The organism is Flavobacterium labens (assembly GCF_048286755.1).
GTDB lineage: Bacteria > Bacteroidota > Bacteroidia > Flavobacteriales > Flavobacteriaceae > Flavobacterium.
Window position 1 is genome coordinate 936589 of sequence record NZ_JBLVPL010000001.1, and the last position, 19726, is coordinate 956314.

Consider the following 19726-nt stretch of genomic DNA (forward strand, 5'->3'; position numbering starts at 1 on the left):
AAAACGTTACAAATTTTCTAATTTATATTCTGGGTAGGTTTGTTTTAAATAGGCTTCAGCTTTGGAAGGGATGACTCTGAATAAAATATAATTTAAAATTCCAAAAAGCACTATCATAAAACTCAAGGTGAAAATCCAATAATCATTTAATAAATACCTTTCTGCACGACTGCTTATTTGAATAAAAAAATAAAACGGAACCGAAAAAGCTCCCGAAGAAACACCATATTGGTTGATAATTTCTTCAAACAACCATTTATTTTTATTGGTCTCTTTTTGTATCTTTTTGATTTTCTTATTTTTGTAAAATTCATGAAAAATAAATCCAAAATAAATAATACAAATACCTATTAAAATATAGTCGTTGTAAATGCTTGTTTTCAGAATATTAAAAAGCAAAAAGGTCATTACTATCGTTAATAAAATTTTCGGGACTTTAAAAAAAGTTTTAAAATGTTGAAACACTAACCGATTGTATTTTTTCCCTAGAGCAGTTTGCCGACTTTCTACTACATCCATAAACCCAAAAACGCCAAATTTCTTGAATTCTTTGTTTAAAACTTCGTCAAAAGTTAGTTTAGGATTTTGTTGCCATTCAGTTTCAATGGCGTTTGCCAAATGATCGACTAATTCCGTTTGCAAATCGTAATATTCTACATAATGCTGGCGGGTAAAAAGGTAGAGTTGGTCTATTTGTTGGGTGGTTAATTTCATAAAATTAATTCAATTGGTATTGTTCTTTGATCTTCGCTACAATTTTAGTGTTAATATGTAAACCTGTGATACTGAATAAAACACCTAAAACCCAAACACAAACAAAAGGTATCACTAAGAGATGATTCTGTTGGATTTCCTCTTTAAATCCATTGGCTAAGTTAATTCCAAATTGAGGAAACACGATCACACTGATATAAAAATTCTGACCGTTAATTGTCAAGAAACGTTTCCCATTTATTTTTTGATTTTTAATCCAACTGTATATAAATGGAATCGATAACGCCAGAAGCAACAGATTTAAACGAAAAATAAATTCATGCGGTTTTTCGAAGTAAAAAGATACTTGATAAGCTAGAAATCCCAACAGAATGCTTCCAAAAATTTTAGGGAATTTCAGATACTCAGTTATCATTTTTCGTTGAATTCGATTGTATTCTTTTCTAAGAATCTCGATTCTTTCTTTTTCTATGGCTTTAAAACCGTTGCGACCAAAATGATTTTCAGCATACTGTTTTACTTGATGAAAAGTAAGTTCTGGATCTTTCTCCCAAATTTCTTCCATACTATTTACAAAGTGATCCGTCAATTCTACTTGTAATTCATACCATTTGATATCAAAGGATTTGACATAATTAGATACATATTCTATTTGTTCGGTGGTTAGTTTCACAGTTTGGTAAAGGATAATTTTTTTTCAAATTGAAAATGTTTGTATGCCAATTGAAGGTAAATTCCAGTGATTAAAACATAAGTCGTTGCAGTAAAAACAGATACAAAAGCAATTTTAGCATCTGGATGATTTAACATTACTGGAAACAAACCAATACCAAGCATAAAAAGAACGATGATGAGACCAAAGCTTTTTTTCTTCATCAAATAACTATAAGTGGTTTGGTGTTTTGATTGCCAAACAAAACCACAAGCCAAAATAACCAAACAAAATTCGACAAGAACAAATGATCTCAAAACTCCTTGAATATTTGTTAGAGCCAATCCATAGCTTGAATTTCTTACAAATACCATTGATGCGAGCGCCATCAAAGAAGAAATTGTAATTGCAGTAAATAATTGTCTTTTTACTATTTTATGACATTTGACAGTCATTATTCTTGGATTTGTAAAACCTATCAATCCAGAAAAGGATGGTTTTAATTCTGGTTTCCATTTATCAAACACTTCTGTGAAAGCAACTTCAAAAGAACTCGTTTCATTATATATTTTTTCTTCTATTTCCGAAGCGATATGATCAATCAATTCTATTTTAATATCGTCATAAACAACGCCGTTTAAAACCAAAGTTTCTTCTATTTTAGCAATTTGTTGGTTGGTTAGTTTCATGACTTTATTGTATTGAAAATTTCTTTTGGAATTGGTAATGCTTAAATCCTAAATAAACAGTGGACAATAAATACATAAAAAGACAGCCCATCGACAATACAAACAAATTCTGATTGGTTGCATCTTGAGGAATATTATCATTAAAAATTAAAGTTAACCAAATGAAAATCGAAGGAAATCGAGCATCAAATGAATGTTTATAAGTAGACGACACTTTTGATTTTGCATTGAAAAATTTAAAAATAAACATCGACAGTATTGTTCCAATATAAGCGTAGAAAAATACTTTTTTAATCCAGAAAATAAACTGCAGTTTTGTATTTGAATCCGATACCAATTGAAAACTACAGAACAATACTGCGGCGATTGTAAATGTTGTAAATATTTCAAGTTTTATTTGATTTCCGAATTTACTCCTCGCCAATTTAGGATAATAGGTTCTTAGCGAAAAAAAAGCTCTGGTGGGTTCAAATTCTGCATTCCATCTTTCAAAAACCTGATTGTATGCATCTGGAAACGTTTTTTGAGAAGTTGTCATCTCATATTCAATCTGTGAAGCAATATGATCTAAAACTTCCATTTTCAAATCGTCAAACTTGACCCCTTTTTTAACTAAAGTTTGATTAATACATTCTATTTGTTCGGTGGTTAATTTCATCTTCAAAAAATTAAAATTCTAATTTTGGACTTGGGTTCACTAAACTCTGCATGTTTCGAATGAAATCTTCGAGTTCTGAGAGTCGGTTTACGGTTTCTTTATGACCGGTTTCCGTGAGTTTATAATATTTTCGCATGCGGTTATCCACTTTTTCAATTTCTACATCCAGCAAACCTTCGGCTTCCAGTTTGTGCAAGGCCGGATACAAAGCGCCTTCGGTTATGTTCAGCTCGCCTTGGGTAATGAGCTTAACTTTCTGGGTGATTTCATAGCCGTACATCTTGCCGTTTTCTTCCAGCAATTTCATGATAATCGTATTCAGACTTCCTTTGTATAATTGAGAATTTTTCATGATTCAATCGGTGCAAGTTTGGTGGTATTTCTTATTTCAAAAATCAAATATACATAAGATTCTTATACATAATAGTTTTAGGTATATAAATTTTCAATACTTTTGATTTTTAGAAACCTAATGTGTTTCCTATCTTTGTAAAAAAATAATCACATGCCATCTTTTTTAAAACTAATAATAAAAGAAGTAAAACGCGAAACCAAAGACGCTGTTTCCGTACTTTTTAACGTACCTGAGGAATTAAAAGCGAATTACACTTTTGTTGCCGGTCAATATATCAATCTAAAATTAACCTTGGACGGTGAAGAAATTCGTCGTGCGTATTCTATATGCTCGGCTCCTGACAGCGGGGAATTGCGCATTGCAGTAAAAGCAGTGAAAAACGGTGCTTTCTCTCAATTTGCTAACACAAAACTCAAAGCTGGAGATGTTCTTGAAGTAGGAAAACCAGAAGGAAAATTCACTTTTGAACCTCAAGTTGGCCGACAAAAAAACTACGCCGCTTTTGTTGCCGGAAGCGGAATCACACCGGTACTTTCCATCTTAAAATCGGTATTGAAAAATGAGCCTAAAAGTTCTTTTGTATTGGTTTATGGTAACAAAACACCAGAAGAAACTATCTTTCACCAAGAATTACACGATTTACAATTGCAATACGTAGGGCGTCTTTTTGTACACTATGTTTACAGTCAAGCCAAAGTAGAACATGCTTTGTTTGGTCGAATTGAAAAATCGACGGTGAATTTTGTCTTGAATAACAAACACAAGGAATTGGAATTTGATAAGTTCTATTTATGTGGTCCCGAAGAAATGATTAATACCGTTTCTGGAGTTTTAAAAGAACATAATATTAAAGAAGCAGCAATAAAATTTGAATTGTTTTCTTCTTCTACCAAAGAAAATAAAATAGAGCAATCATTAGGCGGCCATTCTAAAATCACCATTATGGTGGATGACGAGGAAACGACTTTCGAAATGTCACAAAAACAAACCGTTCTTGATGCCGCTTTAAAACAAGGCATTGATGCTCCGTATTCTTGCCAAGGTGGAATTTGCAGCAGCTGTCTGGCTCGCGTAACATCTGGAACTGCCGAAATGACGAAAAACTCCATCTTAACCGATAAAGAAATCGCTGATGGTTTGATTCTTACCTGTCAAGCGCATCCTACATCAGAAACTATCTATGTAGATTATGATGATGTTTAGGAAACTGTTCCCTTTACGATAGCGGTATTCAATTAAAAAAAAGAGTTTGCAATGTGCAAACTCTTTTTTTTGTAAAACATATTGTAATGTATCATTTAGGACTTAATTTTTCTAAATCCCTTAACGGTTCAAAACAATTTTAATTTTTTCAACTATCGCTTCAACAGCAATCGTTCGCATGGCATCTTCATAACCAGCTACTTTTTTATTTCCATACACCGAAGTGGGTAGTTTAGGAAACAGATTTCTATCAGAAACTAAAGCATTTTCAAAATGTTGATTAAACGGTGAAAATCCCGCATATGGATGTGTCGCGCCCCAAAGCGTAATGACTTTTACACCTAGCATTGCTGCAATATGCGCGTTTCCGGAATCCATGGAAAGCATGACATCAAGATTGTTTATGAGCTGCAATTCCTGCTGAAACTTAATTTTTCCCGCCATATTGATGACGTTTTCTTTATTAGCAGCAAGCGAATCCAGGATTTCGATTTCCTTTTTTCCTCCTCCAAAAAGCAAAATGGTATTGGTTGTATCCAAAGCTAATTTGTCAATCACTTCCTGCATTAAATCCAACGGATACACTTTAGAATCGTATTGTGCAAAAGGAGCAATTCCTATTAGTTTTTGACTTTTTTGTCCAATTATCGTTAAAATTTCCGGACTCAAAATTGCTTTTTCAGGAAAAACTGTCCCAAAACTTCCGGAGGATAAATCAACCGTAAAACCAAGTTGTTCAAATACTTTGACGTGTCTCTCAAACATCGTTGGCAGTTGCTGGAACACTTTATTTTCGGGTTGCGTCAATGCTTTTTTTTCTACTCTTCCTTTATCCACCGAAGCTGTTTTTTTTCCGCTTAAAGCAAAAAGGTTTCGGACAATTTTTGAACGCAAAACGTTATGTAAATCGGCAAAAGCATCGATGTTTAAACGTTTTAAATCTTGGAACAAACGCAACAACCCCAGAAATCCTTTGTGTCTCTCTTTTTCATCAAAAGCAAAAAAAGTAATATTAGGGATTCCTTCAAAAAAAGGTTTAAAAAAAGGTCTGGAAATGACCGTAATTTTAACTTGTGGATGCTGGTTTACAAAAGCACGTAAAACAGGAACCGTCATGGCGACATCTCCCATTGCGGAAAGTCTCATGACGGCTATATGTTGGATTTTTTTGGACAATTAATTAATGTTCAAAATATCTTTTACTTCTTATTCTGGTACAAAACAGGATTCAAATCATCATCGTTGTACATTTTCATTTGTTTGTACACTTTCATGAATTTATCTCCATTCTCGATGTCTGTCAATAAATCATCAATCGCCAAAGACAAGTCTGTTCTTTGTTCCAATAAAATATTCAATTTTGCCTGACATTTATCTCTGTGCTCTTGTGAAGCTTCAGCACGAGTAGCCTCTTCTTGCATATGGTAAATTTTCAATGCTAAAATAGACAATCGGTCAAAAGCCCAAGCCGGACTTTCTGAGTTGATTTTTGCATTGTCTTTTACTTTTACATAACTGTATTTTTGAAGAAAATAACTGTCAATATATTCCACCATATCCGTGCGTTCTTGATTAGAAGCATCGATTCTTCTTTTTAAAGTCAAAGCAGCTACAGGATCAATATTTGGGTCGCGAATAATATCCTCAAAATGCCATTGAACGGTATCAATCCAGTTTTTATGATACAACAAATGTTCAAATTTATCTTTTGGGAAAGGGTTATTAATCGGTTGGTCAACATTATCAAACTGATGATAATCTTTAATACTTTGTTCGAATACGGAGTACGCTAATTTTGAAAACATATCTTTATATTTTAAAGGACAAAGATACTTTTTTATACTTTTATAGATTATAAAAATATTTATAAGTTTAACAGCAAAAATAAAAACATGCAAATTCACTATTTATCAGAAGACAATAGCATCCTAAATCATTTTTTGGGACAAATACGAAATGTAAATGTTCACAATGACAGCATGCGTTTCCGAAGAAATATTGAACGTATTGGCGAAATAATGGCGTATGAATTAAGTAAAAAATTACAGTACAAAACTGTCGAAATCCAAACACCATTAGGTATAAAAACAACCACTGAGATTAAGGATAAATTGGTGTTATGTTCCATTTTACGTGCTGGATTACCCTTACATTTGGGGTTTTTGAATTATTTTGATAATGCCGAAAATGGTTTCATATCCGCCTTTAGACACCATCCTAACAATGATGATTACTTTGATATACTTGTGCAATACCAAGCTATTGCTGCTATAAATGAAAAAAATCTAATATTAGTTGATCCTATGCTTGCTACCGGTCAATCTATTGTTGCTGTTTTCAACAAATTAATGGAAAGAGGTTCGCCAAAAGAAATTCACATTGCCGTTGTGATTGCCGCACCAGAAGGCATTGCATATCTTGAAAAACATTTGCCGGAAAACTGTCATCTTTGGGTCGCTTCTTTGGACGAAAAGCTAAATGAGCATAGTTACATAGTTCCAGGATTAGGAGATGCAGGAGATTTAGCTTACGGTGAAAAATTATAATTGGGAGAAAAAAGCAAAAAGACTACAGGCAGTCAGCACATACATCACTAATTCCTGATTTAATTTTTCTTGAGGAATTTCAATGTGACTGGTTGCCATTATGGCCAAAGGCGCAAATGTAAATAGCAACAAATCATTACTTTTATTGGCCGAAATTAGAAAAATTACTACTCCAATAAAGAAAGAGGCGATGACTTTTTTGAATGAAATATGTAATAATTGTGGTCTGTTTGATAATGTGGCAAACATAGAAACTAGGAAAAACAAAGCGATTGTAGCATAGATTGATAAAGCGCCGTTTTGGTAATTATTCGTGAAATAGTTGATTTCAAAATTGATTTGTACACTTTTAGTAATATACTCAATAACATTCAAATCGAAAACTGTTGCATAAATCATAAACAGAATTACAACAATAAAAAAAGCGATAAAAGGTAATATCCAGTTTCTATAATCTCTGGAAACATGGAAAATTATGGATATAAAAACCAACACGATGAAAATTATACTCCAAAAATGAAATAATGCAGCCAGAAAAATCCATAATGATGCATCAAATATTTTTTCTTTAGAGGCTTTCAGGGATTGCAATGAAATCAATCGGCGAAGTGCCAATAGAATAAAGAAATTAGATAAAATCAGGTTTAAATTATCTAATGCTGAAGGAAAAAAAAGCAGCAATAAAAAGTAAAAAAAAACCGTGTAGCTACTGTCTTTACTCAATCCGTTTTTCTTTACAACAAAATTCGTGATAAAAACAGATGCCAATAAAACACAAAATAGCATTCCCTTTTTTGAAATTAATAAAAAGGAATTCATCCAGGATAAATCTTGAAATTGGTATATAGAAAAGAAAACCAGCATTAAAATTACGACCAATGAAAAATTTAATGGTGTAGATTTTCTAAAAACACTTGTTATCATAAGGATATTTTATACTTTTGTGTTCGTAAATATAATACTTGTTTAAAAAGTAAACCCTGCAAGTTCAAAAAGATTCTTCTAAATAAGAACTTTTAATTACCAGAGTTCCTCAAAAACAATTAATAAAATTAATTTTATACATTATGAAAGCATTTTTCGAAGGAATACAATACTTATTTGTAAATATTTTATTTGCTCCTCTAGACTTTTTACGTTCATTAGAGCTGTCATCTTGGTTTGCGGCTAATACAATCAATTGGATTTTCATGATTATTTGCGCTTCGGCAATGGTATACTGGATCAAACAATTGAAAATTTTTGAAGACGCTGGAACTGAGAAGCAAGATACTACCGCTCACTCTTTCTTAAAATAAGAATTAAAAAAAAGTGAACGATAATTGGAAACTATTTTAAGTCGTTTCCAATATCTTTTCTAAAATACATCTTATCAAAATGTAGTTTCTCTATGTTTTGGTAAGATTTTTTTATGGCCTCTTCGAAATTATTTCCATACGAAGTTACGGTTAAAACCCTTCCGCCATTAGAAACAACATTTCCATTTTCTAATTTTGTTCCTGCGTGAAAAACAATAGAATCCTCAATAGTTTCTAATCCTGAAATTACTTTTCCTTTTTCAAAATCTTCTGGATATCCACCAGAAACAACCATAATGGTAGTCGCACTTCTTTCGTCAATTTCCAGATTGATTTCTTCAAGTTTTTCATTGGCTACAGCCAAAAATAATTCCACTAAATCCGTTTTCAATCTCGGGATAACCACTTCGGTTTCCGGATCACCCATTCTCACATTGTATTCAATTACGATTGGCTCGTTTTTCACATTAATCAATCCAATGAAAACAAATCCTTTGTACGGAATTCCGTCTTTTTGAAAACCATCAATTGTAGGTTTTACAATGCGTGTTTCAATTTTTTCCATCAAAACAGCATCAACATAAGGAACTGGAGAAACCGCTCCCATTCCGCCTGTATTTAAACCTGTATCGCCTTCGCCAATACGTTTGTAATCTTTAGCTGTTGGCAATATTTTATAGTTTTTTCCATCCGTAAGAACGAAACAGCTTAATTCGATTCCGTCAAGAAATTCTTCGATAACGACTTTAGAACTCGCATCACCAAATTTTTGATGCACCAACATGTTTCTTAATTCTTCTTTGGCTTCTGCCAAATCCTGAATAATTAACACCCCTTTTCCTGCGGCTAAACCATCAGCTTTCAAAACATACGGCGGTTGCAATGTTTCCAGAAATTCACATCCGTTTTCTACTGTTTCAGCAGTAAAACTATCGTAAGCAGCGGTTGGAATGTTATGTTTGATTAAAAATTCTTTAGCAAATTCTTTACTTCCTTCCAGTTGCGCACCAATTTTTGATGGACCGATAACAGGAATATGACTTAATGCGGCATCGTTCAGAAAGAAATCATAAATCCCTTTTACTAAAGGATCTTCTGGTCCTACGACAACCATTTCTACTTTTTCCTGGATAACAAACGTTTTTATAGCCTCAAAATCAGTTGGACTGATAGCAACATTAGTAGCTATAGAAGCAGTTCCAGCATTTCCTGGCGCTACAAAAAGTGTATCACAAAGCGGACTTTGAATCATTTTCCATGCAAAAGCATGTTCTCTTCCGCCCGAACCCAGTAGTAAAATTGTCATGTGTAGTTGTGTTTAGTTGTGGTGCAAAAATAATTGCTTTTGAACTTAAAAAATAATTAATTTTTAAAAAGTTGTTGGTTCTCCATCATTAGTTGTTGGTAAATATTATTTTTGGTGAAATATACCTTTAAAATGTTACGACTATTCGACTTATCGCTGCAGATAAATGGCTTCCAAATGAAGGAAGCTAAAGCCGAATTGCGGAAAATAGTAGCATTTTCTGAAAAAGAACATGACCTTTTCCTCCAAAATAAAAAATTAGAAATTGTCCATTTTCATTTGCAAAATAATGCTTTCTATAAAGATTTAGCAGGAATGACAACTTTTACAAACTGGGAAGAGTTACCCGTTTTGAATAAGAAAAACTTACAAAAACCATTACTGGAAAGGCTTTCGGAAGGCTATTCCGCTAAAAACAGTTACATCAATAAAACGTCTGGTTCTAGCGGAACTCCGTTTATTTTTGCCAAAGACAAATATTGTCATGCCTTGACTTGGGCTTCAAACATTTACCGTTTTGGTTGGTATGGAATTGATTTTAATACTTCCTATCAAGCACGTTTTTATGGTATTCCGATGGATTTTATCGGAAACAAAAAGGAACGTTTCAAGGATTTTTTGAGCCATCGATTTCGGTTCTCTATTTTCGATTTGTCGGATGAAGTTTTAGAAGAGTTTTTGAATCATTTTAGAACTAAAAAATTTGATTACATCAATGGTTATACGAGTTCCATTGTTTTATTTGCTAAATTTTTACAAAAGAGAAATATCATATTAACTACAGTTTGCCCCACTTTGAAAGTTTGCATGGTAACTTCTGAAATGCTTTTTGAAGAAGACAAACTCCTTTTAGAAAAACAATTTGGTTTTCCTATTGTTAATGAATACGGTGCTTCGGAATTGGATTTGATTGCTTTTCAAAATAAGACAGGAGAATGGCAAGTCAATTCGGAAACGTTGTTTGTGGAAATTTTGGATGATAATAATAAAGCGGTTCCAAATGGTACTTCTGGGCGTATCGTGATTACTTCTTTGTTCAATAAAGCGCATCCTTTTATACGCTATGACATTGGCGATATTGGAATTCTGGATGAAAAAAGCACGTTACAAAAACCGATTGTCAAAAAATTAATAGGCCGAACCAATGATGTTGCCATTTTACCCAGCGGGAAAAAATCACCTGGACTCACCTTTTATTATGTGACAAAAAGCATCATCGAAGACGACGGAAACGTAAAAGAATTTGTGATAAAACAAACCAAATTAGATACTTTTGAAATTGAATATGTGAGCGAAACCGAATTAAATTTGGCACAAATTGAAAAAATAGAAAAGGCGATTGCTTTGTATTTGGAACCAAATTTAAAATTTAGTTTTCTTAGAAAAAAATCTTTAGAAAGAAGTAACAGAGGAAAATTGAAGCAATTTAAATCAATGATTTAACGTAACGTGGTTTTATGATTAATTGTGTGAATAAAAATCCTGTCATACACAGTATCGAAAGAACTGTATTATACCCATGAAACTTCCTGTAAACGGCAAAATTGTGTTTTAGAAGCTCATATTTAGAGGCCGAAATTGAGTTTTCTCTAATTCTATATAAAGCTAAACTTTCCGGAACAGGTTGAGCGGTTTTTATTTTCTTGAGAATAATAAGCCAGTGTATCCAATCTTGGCGTTTTCGAAAAGAAGAAATGGTGATTTTCCCAAAGTAGTTTACATCGTAGATTCCCGTTAGATTCCCGATATAATTACAAAAAAATAACTGACGATAAGAGAGATTCCTTGGTGATACTATTCTTCTGTTCAGCGATTCTCCTGCTTCATTAATGCATTCGTAAAAGGAAAAAGTAAACGGTAAGTTATGCTTTTTGAGAAAATCAATTTGTAGTTCTAACTTAAGCGGCTTCCACAAATCATCTGCGTCTAAAAAGGCTATATATTTTCCAGTTGCTTTAGCCAAAGCAGTATTTCTGGCAATTCCGGTTCCCGAGTTTGTATCAAGTTGAAAAAGTTGAATTCTATTATCCTGACTGGAAATTTCTTTTATTATTGAAACCGTTTCATCAGAAGAGCAATCATCTACAATAATCATTTCCCAGTTTTTGTAGGTTTGATTCTGTACGGACAAGATTGTTTTTGCGATAAATTTTTCGCAGTTAAAGGATGGTGTTATTATGGATACAAGAGGTTTTTCCATTCTAATAGGCTTTTTCTTCTCCTTTAAAAATATTGATAACCGTTTGGAAAATTATTTTTAAATCTAAAATTAAGGACCAATTCTCAATATAAAAAACATCAAATTTTATTCTGTTAATCATATCAGCTTCTGTCTCAATTTCGCCACGAAAACCACTCACCTGCGCTAATCCAGTAATTCCTGGTTTAACATAATGGCGTACCATATATTTTTTAACTTTATTCCCATAGACTTTATTTTGAGCCCAAAGATGTGGACGCGGCCCCACAACCGACATGTCACCCAGTAAAACATTTAGAAATTGAGGCATTTCGTCTAAACTCGTTTTTCTCATAAACTTCCCTATTTTAGTAACACGCGGATCGTTTTTCGAGGCTTCTTTTTCTGTTGTTTTATTGATTTTCATAGAACGAAATTTATAACAGAAAAATTCATTTTCATCAATTCCAGGTCTTCCTTGTTTGAAAAAAACCGGACCTCTAGATTCTAACTTTATTAAAATTGCTAATAATGGAATGAGCCAGGATAAGAGAACTATAATAATTATACTGGAAAAAACAATGTCAAAAACCCTTTTAAATATCATTGTAGCAGGTTCATGAAGCATGGTTTTTTTTAAAGAAAGTACTGGAAAAAATTCGTAATAGTCAATTTTCAAATTTTTAGAAAAAATCTCTTTTGTATCCGGTATGAATTTTATCGTTTTATTGTTTTCATCGGCAAAATCAATTAAATCTTTCAAATGCTCATTGGTAATTTCATTTAATGAGCAATAAATTTCATCTACACAATTTTCAATTACAAAGGGTTTTAAATCCGCCAATTTCCCTTTAATATTTTGATTTGTTTTTTTATCTGAAAAATAACCTAAAAAACGATAGCCATAATCTTTTCTGGTTTCGAAAAGATTTTTTAATTCTATTGCCTCAGGAGTATATCCAATAATGACAGCGCTTCTATAATTACTTCCGGTTATTATCCTATATTCTTTTAGATAGTAAAACAATAAAAATTTTGAAATAGTAATTAGTAACATCGCAGAGGAGATAAACATGGCAATCACCATTGCGTTAAAAACAACTTGCTTTGAAAACGGAAAAAAAGCAATAGTTATTAAAAGAAACAGAACTCCTTGTTTTACTAGTTTTGATATTATTTCAAGCGGAGTTGTAAAGCGATATATTCCGTAGAATCTTATGAAAAAAGCAATTATACTCCATCCAACTAGCTGGTAAATAATAAATTGCTCAATCTTAAAATTAAGGTCTTTGAAAAAGAAAAAACCAAGAATCATAATAACGATTAGATCTATTGAAATACTAATGGGTCTAATGTACTTTGAATATCTTCCTGTTTGAGATGCACTCATAATTAACGAATATAACCTGTTTGGTTTTTTATCGGTTTTAAAAAATTCCCTGTTACTATTGAATTGAAATAGTTGCAGGTAATACCTGTTATTTCTGATAGTTTTACTTTCGTTTGCTAACATATCATCTGTTTTTACTTTTGGTAGCTAGTGAAAATTGTAAAATACAACAAACAAAAAAATGGATAGAATTCACTTTATTGGATTTACTGTTCGTTTGTTTTTTTAACCTCTTGAAATAGCTACGCAAAATTTAGTACAGTAAATATGTTACTATTTTTTTATTTTCAGTTACATTCAAAGTATATTAAAACTATACATTACAAACATTAAATAAATTCATTTACTTAATATAACTGGAAAAATCTTTATGCTCTTCTTTAGAAAGTTCCTCTTTAGATAAGGATTTAAAATAATCATAAGTAATTTTCATTCCCTCGGCACGACCTATTTTGGCTTCCCATCCAAGCAGTTCTTTTGCCTTAGTAATATCAGGCTGACGTTGTAAAGGATCATTTATCGGCAAAGCATGGTATACTACTTTTTGATTGGTACCTGTCAATTTTATAATTTCATCTGCAAAATCCTTGATGGTGATTTCATCAGGGTTTCCAATATTTACCGGATACACATAATCAGAATGTAATAATCTAAAAATACCTTCTACCTGATCATCTACATAGCAAAACGAACGGGTTTGCATTCCGTCTCCAAAAATAGTTAAGTCTTCCCCACGAATTGCCTGACCTATAAAAGCGGGAATTACTCGGCCATCATTAAGACGCATTCTTGGTCCATACGTATTGAAAATTCTAACAATTCTTGTTTCTACACCATGAAACGTATGGTACGCCATTGTTATGGATTCCTGAAAACGTTTTGCTTCGTCATAAACACCTCTTGGACCTATGGTATTTACGTTTCCATAATACTCTTCCGTTTGTGGATGAACCAATGGATCTCCGTACACTTCAGAAGTAGATGCAATAAGGATTCTAGCCTTTTTAACACGTGCCAAACCTAAAAGATTATGCGTTCCTAGAGAACCCACTTTTAAGGTTTGTATCGGGATTTTCAAATAATCTATTGGACTTGCAGGCGATGCAAAATGAAGAATATAATCTAGTTGACCCGGAACATGAACAAATTTTGTAATATCGTGATGATAAAATTCAAAATTCTCCAGTTTGAACAAATGTTCTATATTTTTTAAATCTCCTGTAATGAGATTGTCCATTCCAATAACAAAATAACCTTCTTTAATAAAACGGTCACAAAGATGTGATCCTAAAAATCCAGCGGCTCCGGTGATGAGTATTCTTTTCATGAGTCAATTTTACGAATGCAAGGTATAATAAACCGTTAATATTTTCATTAAAAAAACAACATTTTTCAATCACATTTGAATTTACAACAAACCGAATTAATTCTAAAAATTCGTTTATAAACCATTTTCAATATCCTTTTGAAATTGACTCAAAACACTTTCAATAGAATATTTTTCAATTACAAATTTTCTTGCTTTATCACCCATAATCATAGACTGCCATGGGTTTTGAATTAATTTTTTTAGAACTCCCATTATTTCTTCAAGTTTTTTATCCTGATGAAAATAAAATCCTCCTTCGGAAATTTCGAGATTATATTTTACCTCCGAATATTCATTCCCAGTAACAATAGAGGGCTTTGCACTTGCCATCATTCCTAATATTTTTGATGGCATTACAGTATCAATAACTGTGCTTTTTTGAAAAAGTAGATGTAAATCTGCATTACACAACACATCATTTAATTCTTCGTAACGAACTGGTGGATAGTATTTGCAATTTTGAAATTGTTTTAAACTCTCGACTACTTCTTTCCGTTTTGCTCCCTCACCAATCAAATAAATCTGAACATTCTTTATTTCTTGACAAGCATTTACAAAATCAATAAAAAAATCCCAATCTTGCTTGGCGCCAATATTTCCAGAATACAAAATATTAAATTTTGAAGTATCAAATAATAAACTTGGCTTTGCCAGATCTGGATTTATCTTCGAATGGTCAATCCAATTAGGGAAAAAGTATTTTTTTGTGTTTGATTTAGTTTCTAATTTGTTTAACATTCCATTGCTGATTGTGCTCGTGAAATCTGCTCGATTAAATATAAATCGCTCTATTCTAAACACAACTCTGGGCAAGATTCCTTTTTTATTAGAAATTCCCGTTTCGAAAGCAGCATCAAATTCAAAATCCTGAACGTGTATCCAAAGTTTGCCTCCTCGAAATGTTTTTACAAACCAGCCTAAAACTGCTGATAGCGTAAAAGGCATTACAACTATGACAATATCATTTTTTTTTATTTTAAAAACATTAAAAAATGAACCTATAAAAAAATGAATCATTTGAAATATTCTCCCTTTGAATGTGGGGGTTTCAGGGGTAAATTGTTTGAACCGAAAGATTTCCACACCATTAATAACTTCGGTGCTAAAAAGTCCTTTTTTATCGTATTCTTGATATATTTTCCATTGTGGATAGTAGGGTGTTGCAGCAATCACTTTAACCGTATGTTTTTGAGCTAAAAACTCAGCCATTCCTGTAGAATATAGTCCAATTCCACTATCTTCAGGATAATAATGGTTACTAATTATTGTTATATTCATTTGATCAATTTATAGGTATTTATCCCTTTTTCAAAGGATTTCCTTTATAAGTTCCTTTCTCCAAAATACTCTTAAAGACAGAAGACCTAGCTCCTACAATAACCTCATCAACTATTTCCACTCCAGGAGAAACAAAAACATCTGCCGCTAACCAGCAGGAATCGTGAATAAGTATTGGCTTTACAAAAATTGGAAAATCAGTTTTCGTATAATCATGAGAACCTGTACATAAATAACTTCGTTGTGAAATTACAGTATTGCTTCCTATTTTTATTTCACCAAGAGTATACAAAACAACTTCATCTCCTATCCAGGAATAATCTCCTATTTCCAACTTCCATGGATACGTTATTTGACATGATGGTCTCAAAATTACCTTTTTCCCAATTTTTGAACCAAAAAGTCTTAATAAAAAACGTCTCCAACCGTACATAACCTGAGGTGACGGTTTAAATAAAAAAAAATAAACCAACCACCAGAGTTGTACTGTAAATGCATTTCTCCCTCTGAATCCCTCGGGAAGTTTAAACTCTTTTAGTTGATACATTGCAATAAAATTTTATTTGCATTTTCAATAAACATTTCTTCTGTAAAATATGCATTGGCATATTGTATATTTAGAAGTCCTTTTTTTCGAATCTGATTTTGGTCATTCACTAAATCTTCTAATTTATTTGCTAAATCTTCTACATTTTCTTTTTCACAAAAGATTGCATTTTGCTCTTTACAAACATCTATTATTCCAGCATGGTTAGTTGTGAGTATCAAATTCCCCATCGCCATTGCCTCTAATATACTTATTGGCTGACCTTCCATTTTGTAAAAGGTCGGCAAACAAAAAACATTGCTCCAAAGTAATAATTTCTGTTTTTCCTCCCCATGAACTACTCCCACATAATCAACACCATCCAAAGTATTAAAATAATTAGATAAATTATTTTCTTTAATCTTGTTTCCAGCAACTTTTAACTGAATATTTATTCCTTTTACTTTTAATTTTTTTACTGCTTCCAATAAAATATTAATTCCTTTTTCTTCTATTAAATTACTCAAAAATACAACTCTTAACTCTGCATACTCTTTTTGTTGAATTAACTTTTCAGGAGGAAGAATTAATGATTCTTCAAAAAAATTATGCAACTCAAAAATAGATTCTTTTTTTAAAAAAGGTTCGAAATTATTGCGCAATGATTCAGACAAAACAATTCCATAATCAAACATTGAAATTAACTTGTGGAAAATGATTCTTTTTAACCCTTTTAATACATTATACTCATTGAGCAGATGATTTCCATGTAAGTGAACCACTAGTTTTTTTTTGGCAATCTTAGCTAATACTATGAATGGGAGATATTTTAAAACTCCAAAATAAGATTGGCCTATAGTGATGTAAGTGATTTTTGAAAATAAGACTTTACCAACATGTAAATACGTTCTAATAAAATATAATTTTTTTAAACTAATTCTACCGTGTTTATTGGTAATGGATTCTGAATATTCTGAATTTATCGTGTCAACTTTCCAGTTTTTTTTACGCAATCCTTTAGAAATAACCTCATTCGCAATACTCACTCCAGATATTGGTGGCGGAAAAGGACCTATAATTAAAATTTTATTTTGCATCAAGAATTAAACAATTTCAACAGGTTTATTTGCCGGTTTAGTAAAAATATTAAAAACGAAAAACAAGAAGAACAGCAATAATAAAATTCCGTATTTTCTCTCTATAATATTTTCAAAATTAAATATATAGAGATAAAATAAAACAAGCACTAACAGAAAATTATTTTTATTTTTTAAAGCATTAACTAAAAGATACACAAAAAAAAGCAAGAAACTTAGTAAGCCTATCAAACCCGTTCCTAAAAGAATACTGAAATACTGGTTGTGTGTATTATAATACTTCTCTAATTCAGGATATTGTGTATCATAACATTGTTGCAAAACAGAAGGAACATCTCCAATCCCATTTCCAATTAAAGTATTTGAACTTTTAATTTTTTGAATTCCACAGTCCCAAACCGCAATTCGAACACTTGTGGAATTGTTTGGATTTACCTTTGAATAGGAAACCGGAATAATCATTTCTTGGAACCTTTTCTTAAAATCACTATTAAAAGCAAAAAGGAAATAAATCAAAAAACAAGAAACTACTCCTACCGAAAATTTTATTTTTAAAGATAATCTTCCAAAAAATAATACCAAAAATAAAATCATAAAAAACCCAATAAAAGTAGCCCTTGCCCCAGTTAGAAAAAGCAAAAGAATATTTACCACTATTAAAAAAGAGCATTTTTTTAAGTTATTTCCGAAAATAAAAACACAAGACATTAAACCCAGAACTGAAGTAATCGATAGGTAAATAGGATGCATATTAATCAAAGGGATCTCATCGAAAACGGTCCTGATTGTATTGTACGTTACTGGAATGTTTTGATAATAAAAATATAAGCTAACAACTATTAAAAAAACAAAATTAGAGCCGTTAAAAATTAATATCCAATTTTCTACAAATTTTCTTTCAAATCTTAATTCCATTTTTGAGAATACACAATAGCAAAAAGCAAGATAAAGCAAAGGAAGGAATCCTTCTATTCGTTTTAATCCATAAAATAAATCTTTGGTATATAACAAACTGAAAAGATTTACAACAAAAAAAAGCACTAGTATAGTAAACATTTTAGTGTCAATCTTTCTTTCTCTACTAAAAACAACAATAGAAAATAGTCCCAATAACATAAATGGTAATTCCTTTATACTATTAGGCAACAGTATAAAAAAAGCTATAGAATATAAAATATAATTAAGAAAAGTTAATTCTTTTTTCATTTGAGACATAAGCTAATGTTATCCAAAATAGTGGGCAGGTCCATAAATAAGAGGCAGCAGGAAAGGAATATAATATCCAACAAAATTGAAAAACAATCAATGTTTTAAACAAGGATTGTTCCGATAAAATGATTTTAAATAAATACTTAAATAAATTATATATCAAAATAAGGAATAAACCAATTCCAATAATTCCATACCTAAAAATTAAAGCAAATGGTAATAAATGAATATTATGAATAGCTGTTTTTCCTAATAATGCAGAGTCCGCAACGCCAATGTCTTTAAAAGAAAAACCTTCAATTGTAGCTCCCATACCTCCTCCAAATAAAAAATTGAAAGGATTCAAGCACCAATATGCAATTACCGCTTTTGCTTCATCGATTCGCTGACTAAGTGATAGTAATGCGGGAGAGTTCCAATCTACATTGCCTTTTAATACTAAATACACTTGAACCAATCGATCTTTTAAAGTAGAATTCTCCGGAAAATAATTAATTATGACTTTTAATACATCATCTAAAAAGAAAAAACAGAGCAATAGAAAAACTACAATAATTAGCAGAAAATCGTTGATGTTTTTTTTTGAAAATCTTTTTTGTACAAAGGCAAAAAACAACACTAAAACAAAAACAAGTAATAATGCCCTATTTGATTTAAGTATTTGAAAAAAGAAAGGTAGTGAATACAAAAACATCAGGCCATAATTTTTTTTATTGTACTGATATAATGCATAAACTAAGGTGAAAACCACTGTGAAAGAAGGCAAATCAATGTTTAAAACAAATGCTAATACTGAAAGAAATAAAATAGAGATAACAAAATAGTGTTCTTGCGGTAGCGTTAATTCAACTGTAATTTCATCCAGTAATTTTTGATTGCTATAAAAAATTCGATACAAAAAATAGCCAAAAAGGATATAGATCATATCTGTAAAAAGATATAAAACAGAATTTTGATGTATTATACCTATGAAGAAACCTAGAATAGTAGAGCTAACCCATACCACAACCAAAAGGTTTTCCGAGTTTGCTTTTAAACTGATTTTAAAAAATTTATTGAGGTAAAATCTGTTTTTGAAGAAGAATAAAAAGGTGAACAACAATGACATTAACCTTAAGTAAGGTATCATTTGAAATTGCTGAAGTCCAAGTAATTTAAAAAAATAAAAAAAACCAGTCTCCACTAAACTTATAAATAATATAAATTCAAATAGGACTGGCAAAGATGTTTTTCTAAAATATAGTTTCATCAAATAAA

General features: G+C 31.5%; 21 protein-coding genes. 4 read left to right on the forward strand and 17 right to left on the reverse strand.

Annotated features, from left to right (window positions below; genetic code table 11):
• Nucleotides 1-6: 6 nt before the first annotated feature.
• The 5 genes from ACNQF8_RS04095 to ACNQF8_RS04115 are packed head-to-tail and all read right to left on the reverse strand — an operon-like array spanning nt 7 to nt 3065.
• Nucleotides 7-714, reverse strand: a complete 708-nt coding sequence (locus ACNQF8_RS04095; protein WP_417950900.1) for a hypothetical protein — start codon at nt 712-714, stop codon at nt 7-9.
• Between the two features lie 4 nt (nt 715-718).
• Nucleotides 719-1387 (reverse strand): hypothetical protein, encoded by a 669-nt coding sequence (locus ACNQF8_RS04100; protein WP_417950901.1) that lies wholly within the window; start codon nt 1385-1387, stop codon nt 719-721.
• Complete coding sequence (locus tag ACNQF8_RS04105) at nt 1384-2055, reverse strand: hypothetical protein (RefSeq protein ID WP_417950902.1); 672 nt, start codon at nt 2053-2055, stop codon at nt 1384-1386. Before ACNQF8_RS04105 ends, ACNQF8_RS04100 begins: the two co-directional genes overlap by 4 nt.
• Nucleotides 2056-2059: 4 nt before the next feature.
• A complete protein-coding gene (locus tag ACNQF8_RS04110) occupies nt 2060-2713 on the reverse strand; it encodes a hypothetical protein (RefSeq protein ID WP_417952937.1) in 654 nt (217 codons plus the stop codon).
• Nucleotides 2714-2723: 10 nt separating this feature from the next.
• Entirely contained in the window at nt 2724-3065 is a 342-nt protein-coding gene (locus ACNQF8_RS04115) for a PadR family transcriptional regulator (protein ID WP_417950904.1), read from the reverse strand.
• A 153-nt stretch (nt 3066-3218) separates the two neighbouring features.
• Here ACNQF8_RS04115 and ACNQF8_RS04120 point away from each other — a divergent pair, with 153 nt between their 5' ends.
• Nucleotides 3219-4271 carry a 2Fe-2S iron-sulfur cluster-binding protein gene (locus ACNQF8_RS04120; RefSeq protein ID WP_417952938.1) on the forward strand — a complete coding sequence of 351 codons (1053 nt, stop codon included), beginning with the start codon at nt 3219-3221 and terminating at the stop codon, nt 4269-4271.
• Between the two features lie 120 nt (nt 4272-4391).
• On the opposite strand, the gene ACNQF8_RS04125 is transcribed toward ACNQF8_RS04120, so the two are convergent.
• Together ACNQF8_RS04125 and ACNQF8_RS04130 are read right to left on the reverse strand one after the other, a co-directional pair.
• Nucleotides 4392-5417 (reverse strand): glycosyltransferase family 9 protein, encoded by a 1026-nt coding sequence (locus ACNQF8_RS04125; RefSeq protein ID WP_417950906.1) that lies wholly within the window; start codon nt 5415-5417, stop codon nt 4392-4394.
• A 53-nt stretch (nt 5418-5470) separates the two neighbouring features.
• On the reverse strand, nt 5471-6076 hold the full coding sequence (locus ACNQF8_RS04130; protein WP_417950907.1) for a DUF4254 domain-containing protein: 606 nt from the start codon (nt 6074-6076) through the stop codon (nt 5471-5473).
• A gap of 87 nt (nt 6077-6163) precedes the next feature.
• Here ACNQF8_RS04130 and upp point away from each other — a divergent pair, with 87 nt between their 5' ends.
• Nucleotides 6164-6817 (forward strand): uracil phosphoribosyltransferase, encoded by a 654-nt coding sequence (upp, locus tag ACNQF8_RS04135; RefSeq protein WP_417952939.1) that lies wholly within the window; start codon nt 6164-6166, stop codon nt 6815-6817.
• Here the strand turns inward: upp and ACNQF8_RS04140 are convergent.
• Entirely contained in the window at nt 6812-7741 is a 930-nt protein-coding gene (locus tag ACNQF8_RS04140; protein ID WP_315205759.1) for a DUF6427 family protein, read from the reverse strand. The two genes, upp and ACNQF8_RS04140, sit on opposite strands and share 6 nt — an antisense overlap.
• A 143-nt stretch (nt 7742-7884) precedes the next feature.
• Between ACNQF8_RS04140 and ACNQF8_RS04145 the strand changes: the two genes are divergently transcribed.
• Entirely contained in the window at nt 7885-8115 is a 231-nt protein-coding gene (locus ACNQF8_RS04145; protein WP_099713975.1) for a DUF6341 family protein, read from the forward strand.
• 31 nt (nt 8116-8146) lie between these two features.
• Here the strand turns inward: ACNQF8_RS04145 and purD are convergent, their stop codons facing one another.
• Nucleotides 8147-9421 (reverse strand): phosphoribosylamine--glycine ligase, encoded by a 1275-nt coding sequence (purD, locus tag ACNQF8_RS04150; RefSeq protein WP_417950909.1) that lies wholly within the window; start codon nt 9419-9421, stop codon nt 8147-8149.
• 132 nt (nt 9422-9553) lie between these two features.
• Here purD and ACNQF8_RS04155 point away from each other — a divergent pair, with 132 nt between their 5' ends.
• Nucleotides 9554-10864 carry a phenylacetate--CoA ligase family protein gene (locus tag ACNQF8_RS04155; RefSeq protein ID WP_417950910.1) on the forward strand — a complete coding sequence of 437 codons (1311 nt, stop codon included), beginning with the start codon at nt 9554-9556 and terminating at the stop codon, nt 10862-10864.
• On the opposite strand, the gene ACNQF8_RS04160 is transcribed toward ACNQF8_RS04155, so the two are convergent.
• From ACNQF8_RS04160 to ACNQF8_RS04195, 8 genes are all read right to left on the reverse strand, one after another.
• Nucleotides 10848-11621: a glycosyltransferase family 2 protein gene (locus tag ACNQF8_RS04160; RefSeq protein WP_417950911.1), complete on the reverse strand. Its 774-nt coding sequence runs from the start codon at nt 11619-11621 to the stop codon at nt 10848-10850. The two genes, ACNQF8_RS04155 and ACNQF8_RS04160, sit on opposite strands and share 17 nt — an antisense overlap.
• Before the next feature lies 1 nt (nt 11622).
• The gene (locus ACNQF8_RS04165; RefSeq protein ID WP_417950912.1) at nt 11623-13113 is read right to left on the reverse strand and encodes an undecaprenyl-phosphate glucose phosphotransferase; all 1491 of its coding nucleotides are present in this window, start codon (nt 13111-13113) and stop codon (nt 11623-11625) included.
• 220 nt (nt 13114-13333) lie between these two features.
• Nucleotides 13334-14317, reverse strand: coding sequence for a UDP-glucuronic acid decarboxylase family protein (locus tag ACNQF8_RS04170; protein WP_315205743.1), 984 nt, complete (start codon nt 14315-14317; stop codon nt 13334-13336).
• 114 nt (nt 14318-14431) lie between these two features.
• Nucleotides 14432-15637: a WcaI family glycosyltransferase gene (locus ACNQF8_RS04175; RefSeq protein WP_417950913.1), complete on the reverse strand. Its 1206-nt coding sequence runs from the start codon at nt 15635-15637 to the stop codon at nt 14432-14434.
• A gap of 19 nt (nt 15638-15656) precedes the next feature.
• Nucleotides 15657-16184, reverse strand: a complete 528-nt coding sequence (locus ACNQF8_RS04180) for a WcaF family extracellular polysaccharide biosynthesis acetyltransferase (protein ID WP_417950914.1) — start codon at nt 16182-16184, stop codon at nt 15657-15659.
• On the reverse strand, nt 16172-17260 hold the full coding sequence (locus tag ACNQF8_RS04185; RefSeq protein ID WP_417950915.1) for a glycosyltransferase family 4 protein: 1089 nt from the start codon (nt 17258-17260) through the stop codon (nt 16172-16174). The genes ACNQF8_RS04180 and ACNQF8_RS04185 overlap by 13 nt, the downstream gene beginning before the upstream one ends.
• A 6-nt stretch (nt 17261-17266) precedes the next feature.
• The gene (locus tag ACNQF8_RS04190; protein ID WP_417952941.1) at nt 17267-18466 is read right to left on the reverse strand and encodes an O-antigen ligase family protein; all 1200 of its coding nucleotides are present in this window, start codon (nt 18464-18466) and stop codon (nt 17267-17269) included.
• Entirely contained in the window at nt 18441-19718 is a 1278-nt protein-coding gene (locus ACNQF8_RS04195; protein WP_417983465.1) for a hypothetical protein, read from the reverse strand. The genes ACNQF8_RS04190 and ACNQF8_RS04195 overlap by 26 nt, the downstream gene beginning before the upstream one ends.
• Between the last annotated feature and the right edge of the window lie 8 nt (nt 19719-19726).

Bases quoted from the DNA above. Each gene is read 5' to 3' on its own strand.
- ACNQF8_RS04165 (WP_417950912.1), bottom strand. From the start codon at position 13,113: ATGTTAGCAAACGAAAGTAAAACTATCAGAAATAACAGGTATTACCTG.
- ACNQF8_RS04105 (WP_417950902.1), bottom strand. From the start codon at position 2,055: ATGAAACTAACCAACCAACAAATTGCTAAAATAGAAGAAACTTTGGTT.
- ACNQF8_RS04170 (WP_315205743.1), bottom strand. From the start codon at position 14,317: ATGAAAAGAATACTCATCACCGGAGCCGCTGGATTTTTAGGATCACAT.
- ACNQF8_RS04195 (WP_417983465.1), bottom strand. From the start codon at position 19,718: ATGAAACTATATTTTAGAAAAACATCTTTGCCAGTCCTATTTGAATTT.
- ACNQF8_RS04175 (WP_417950913.1), bottom strand. From the start codon at position 15,637: ATGAATATAACAATAATTAGTAACCATTATTATCCTGAAGATAGTGGA.
- ACNQF8_RS04180 (WP_417950914.1), bottom strand. From the start codon at position 16,184: ATGTATCAACTAAAAGAGTTTAAACTTCCCGAGGGATTCAGAGGGAGA.
- ACNQF8_RS04190 (WP_417952941.1), bottom strand. From the start codon at position 18,466: ATGAAAAAAGAATTAACTTTTCTTAATTATATTTTATATTCTATAGCT.
- ACNQF8_RS04130 (WP_417950907.1), bottom strand. From the start codon at position 6,076: ATGTTTTCAAAATTAGCGTACTCCGTATTCGAACAAAGTATTAAAGAT.
- ACNQF8_RS04185 (WP_417950915.1), bottom strand. From the start codon at position 17,260: ATGCAAAATAAAATTTTAATTATAGGTCCTTTTCCGCCACCAATATCT.
- purD (WP_417950909.1), bottom strand. From the start codon at position 9,421: ATGACAATTTTACTACTGGGTTCGGGCGGAAGAGAACATGCTTTTGCA.
- ACNQF8_RS04140 (WP_315205759.1), bottom strand. From the start codon at position 7,741: ATGATAACAAGTGTTTTTAGAAAATCTACACCATTAAATTTTTCATTG.
- ACNQF8_RS04095 (WP_417950900.1), bottom strand. From the start codon at position 714: ATGAAATTAACCACCCAACAAATAGACCAACTCTACCTTTTTACCCGC.
- ACNQF8_RS04145 (WP_099713975.1), top strand. From the start codon at position 7,885: ATGAAAGCATTTTTCGAAGGAATACAATACTTATTTGTAAATATTTTA.
- ACNQF8_RS04110 (WP_417952937.1), bottom strand. From the start codon at position 2,713: ATGAAATTAACCACCGAACAAATAGAATGTATTAATCAAACTTTAGTT.
- ACNQF8_RS04115 (WP_417950904.1), bottom strand. From the start codon at position 3,065: ATGAAAAATTCTCAATTATACAAAGGAAGTCTGAATACGATTATCATG.
- upp (WP_417952939.1), top strand. From the start codon at position 6,164: ATGCAAATTCACTATTTATCAGAAGACAATAGCATCCTAAATCATTTT.
- ACNQF8_RS04160 (WP_417950911.1), bottom strand. From the start codon at position 11,621: ATGGAAAAACCTCTTGTATCCATAATAACACCATCCTTTAACTGCGAA.
- ACNQF8_RS04120 (WP_417952938.1), top strand. From the start codon at position 3,219: ATGCCATCTTTTTTAAAACTAATAATAAAAGAAGTAAAACGCGAAACC.
- ACNQF8_RS04125 (WP_417950906.1), bottom strand. From the start codon at position 5,417: ATGAGACTTTCCGCAATGGGAGATGTCGCCATGACGGTTCCTGTTTTA.
- ACNQF8_RS04155 (WP_417950910.1), top strand. From the start codon at position 9,554: ATGTTACGACTATTCGACTTATCGCTGCAGATAAATGGCTTCCAAATG.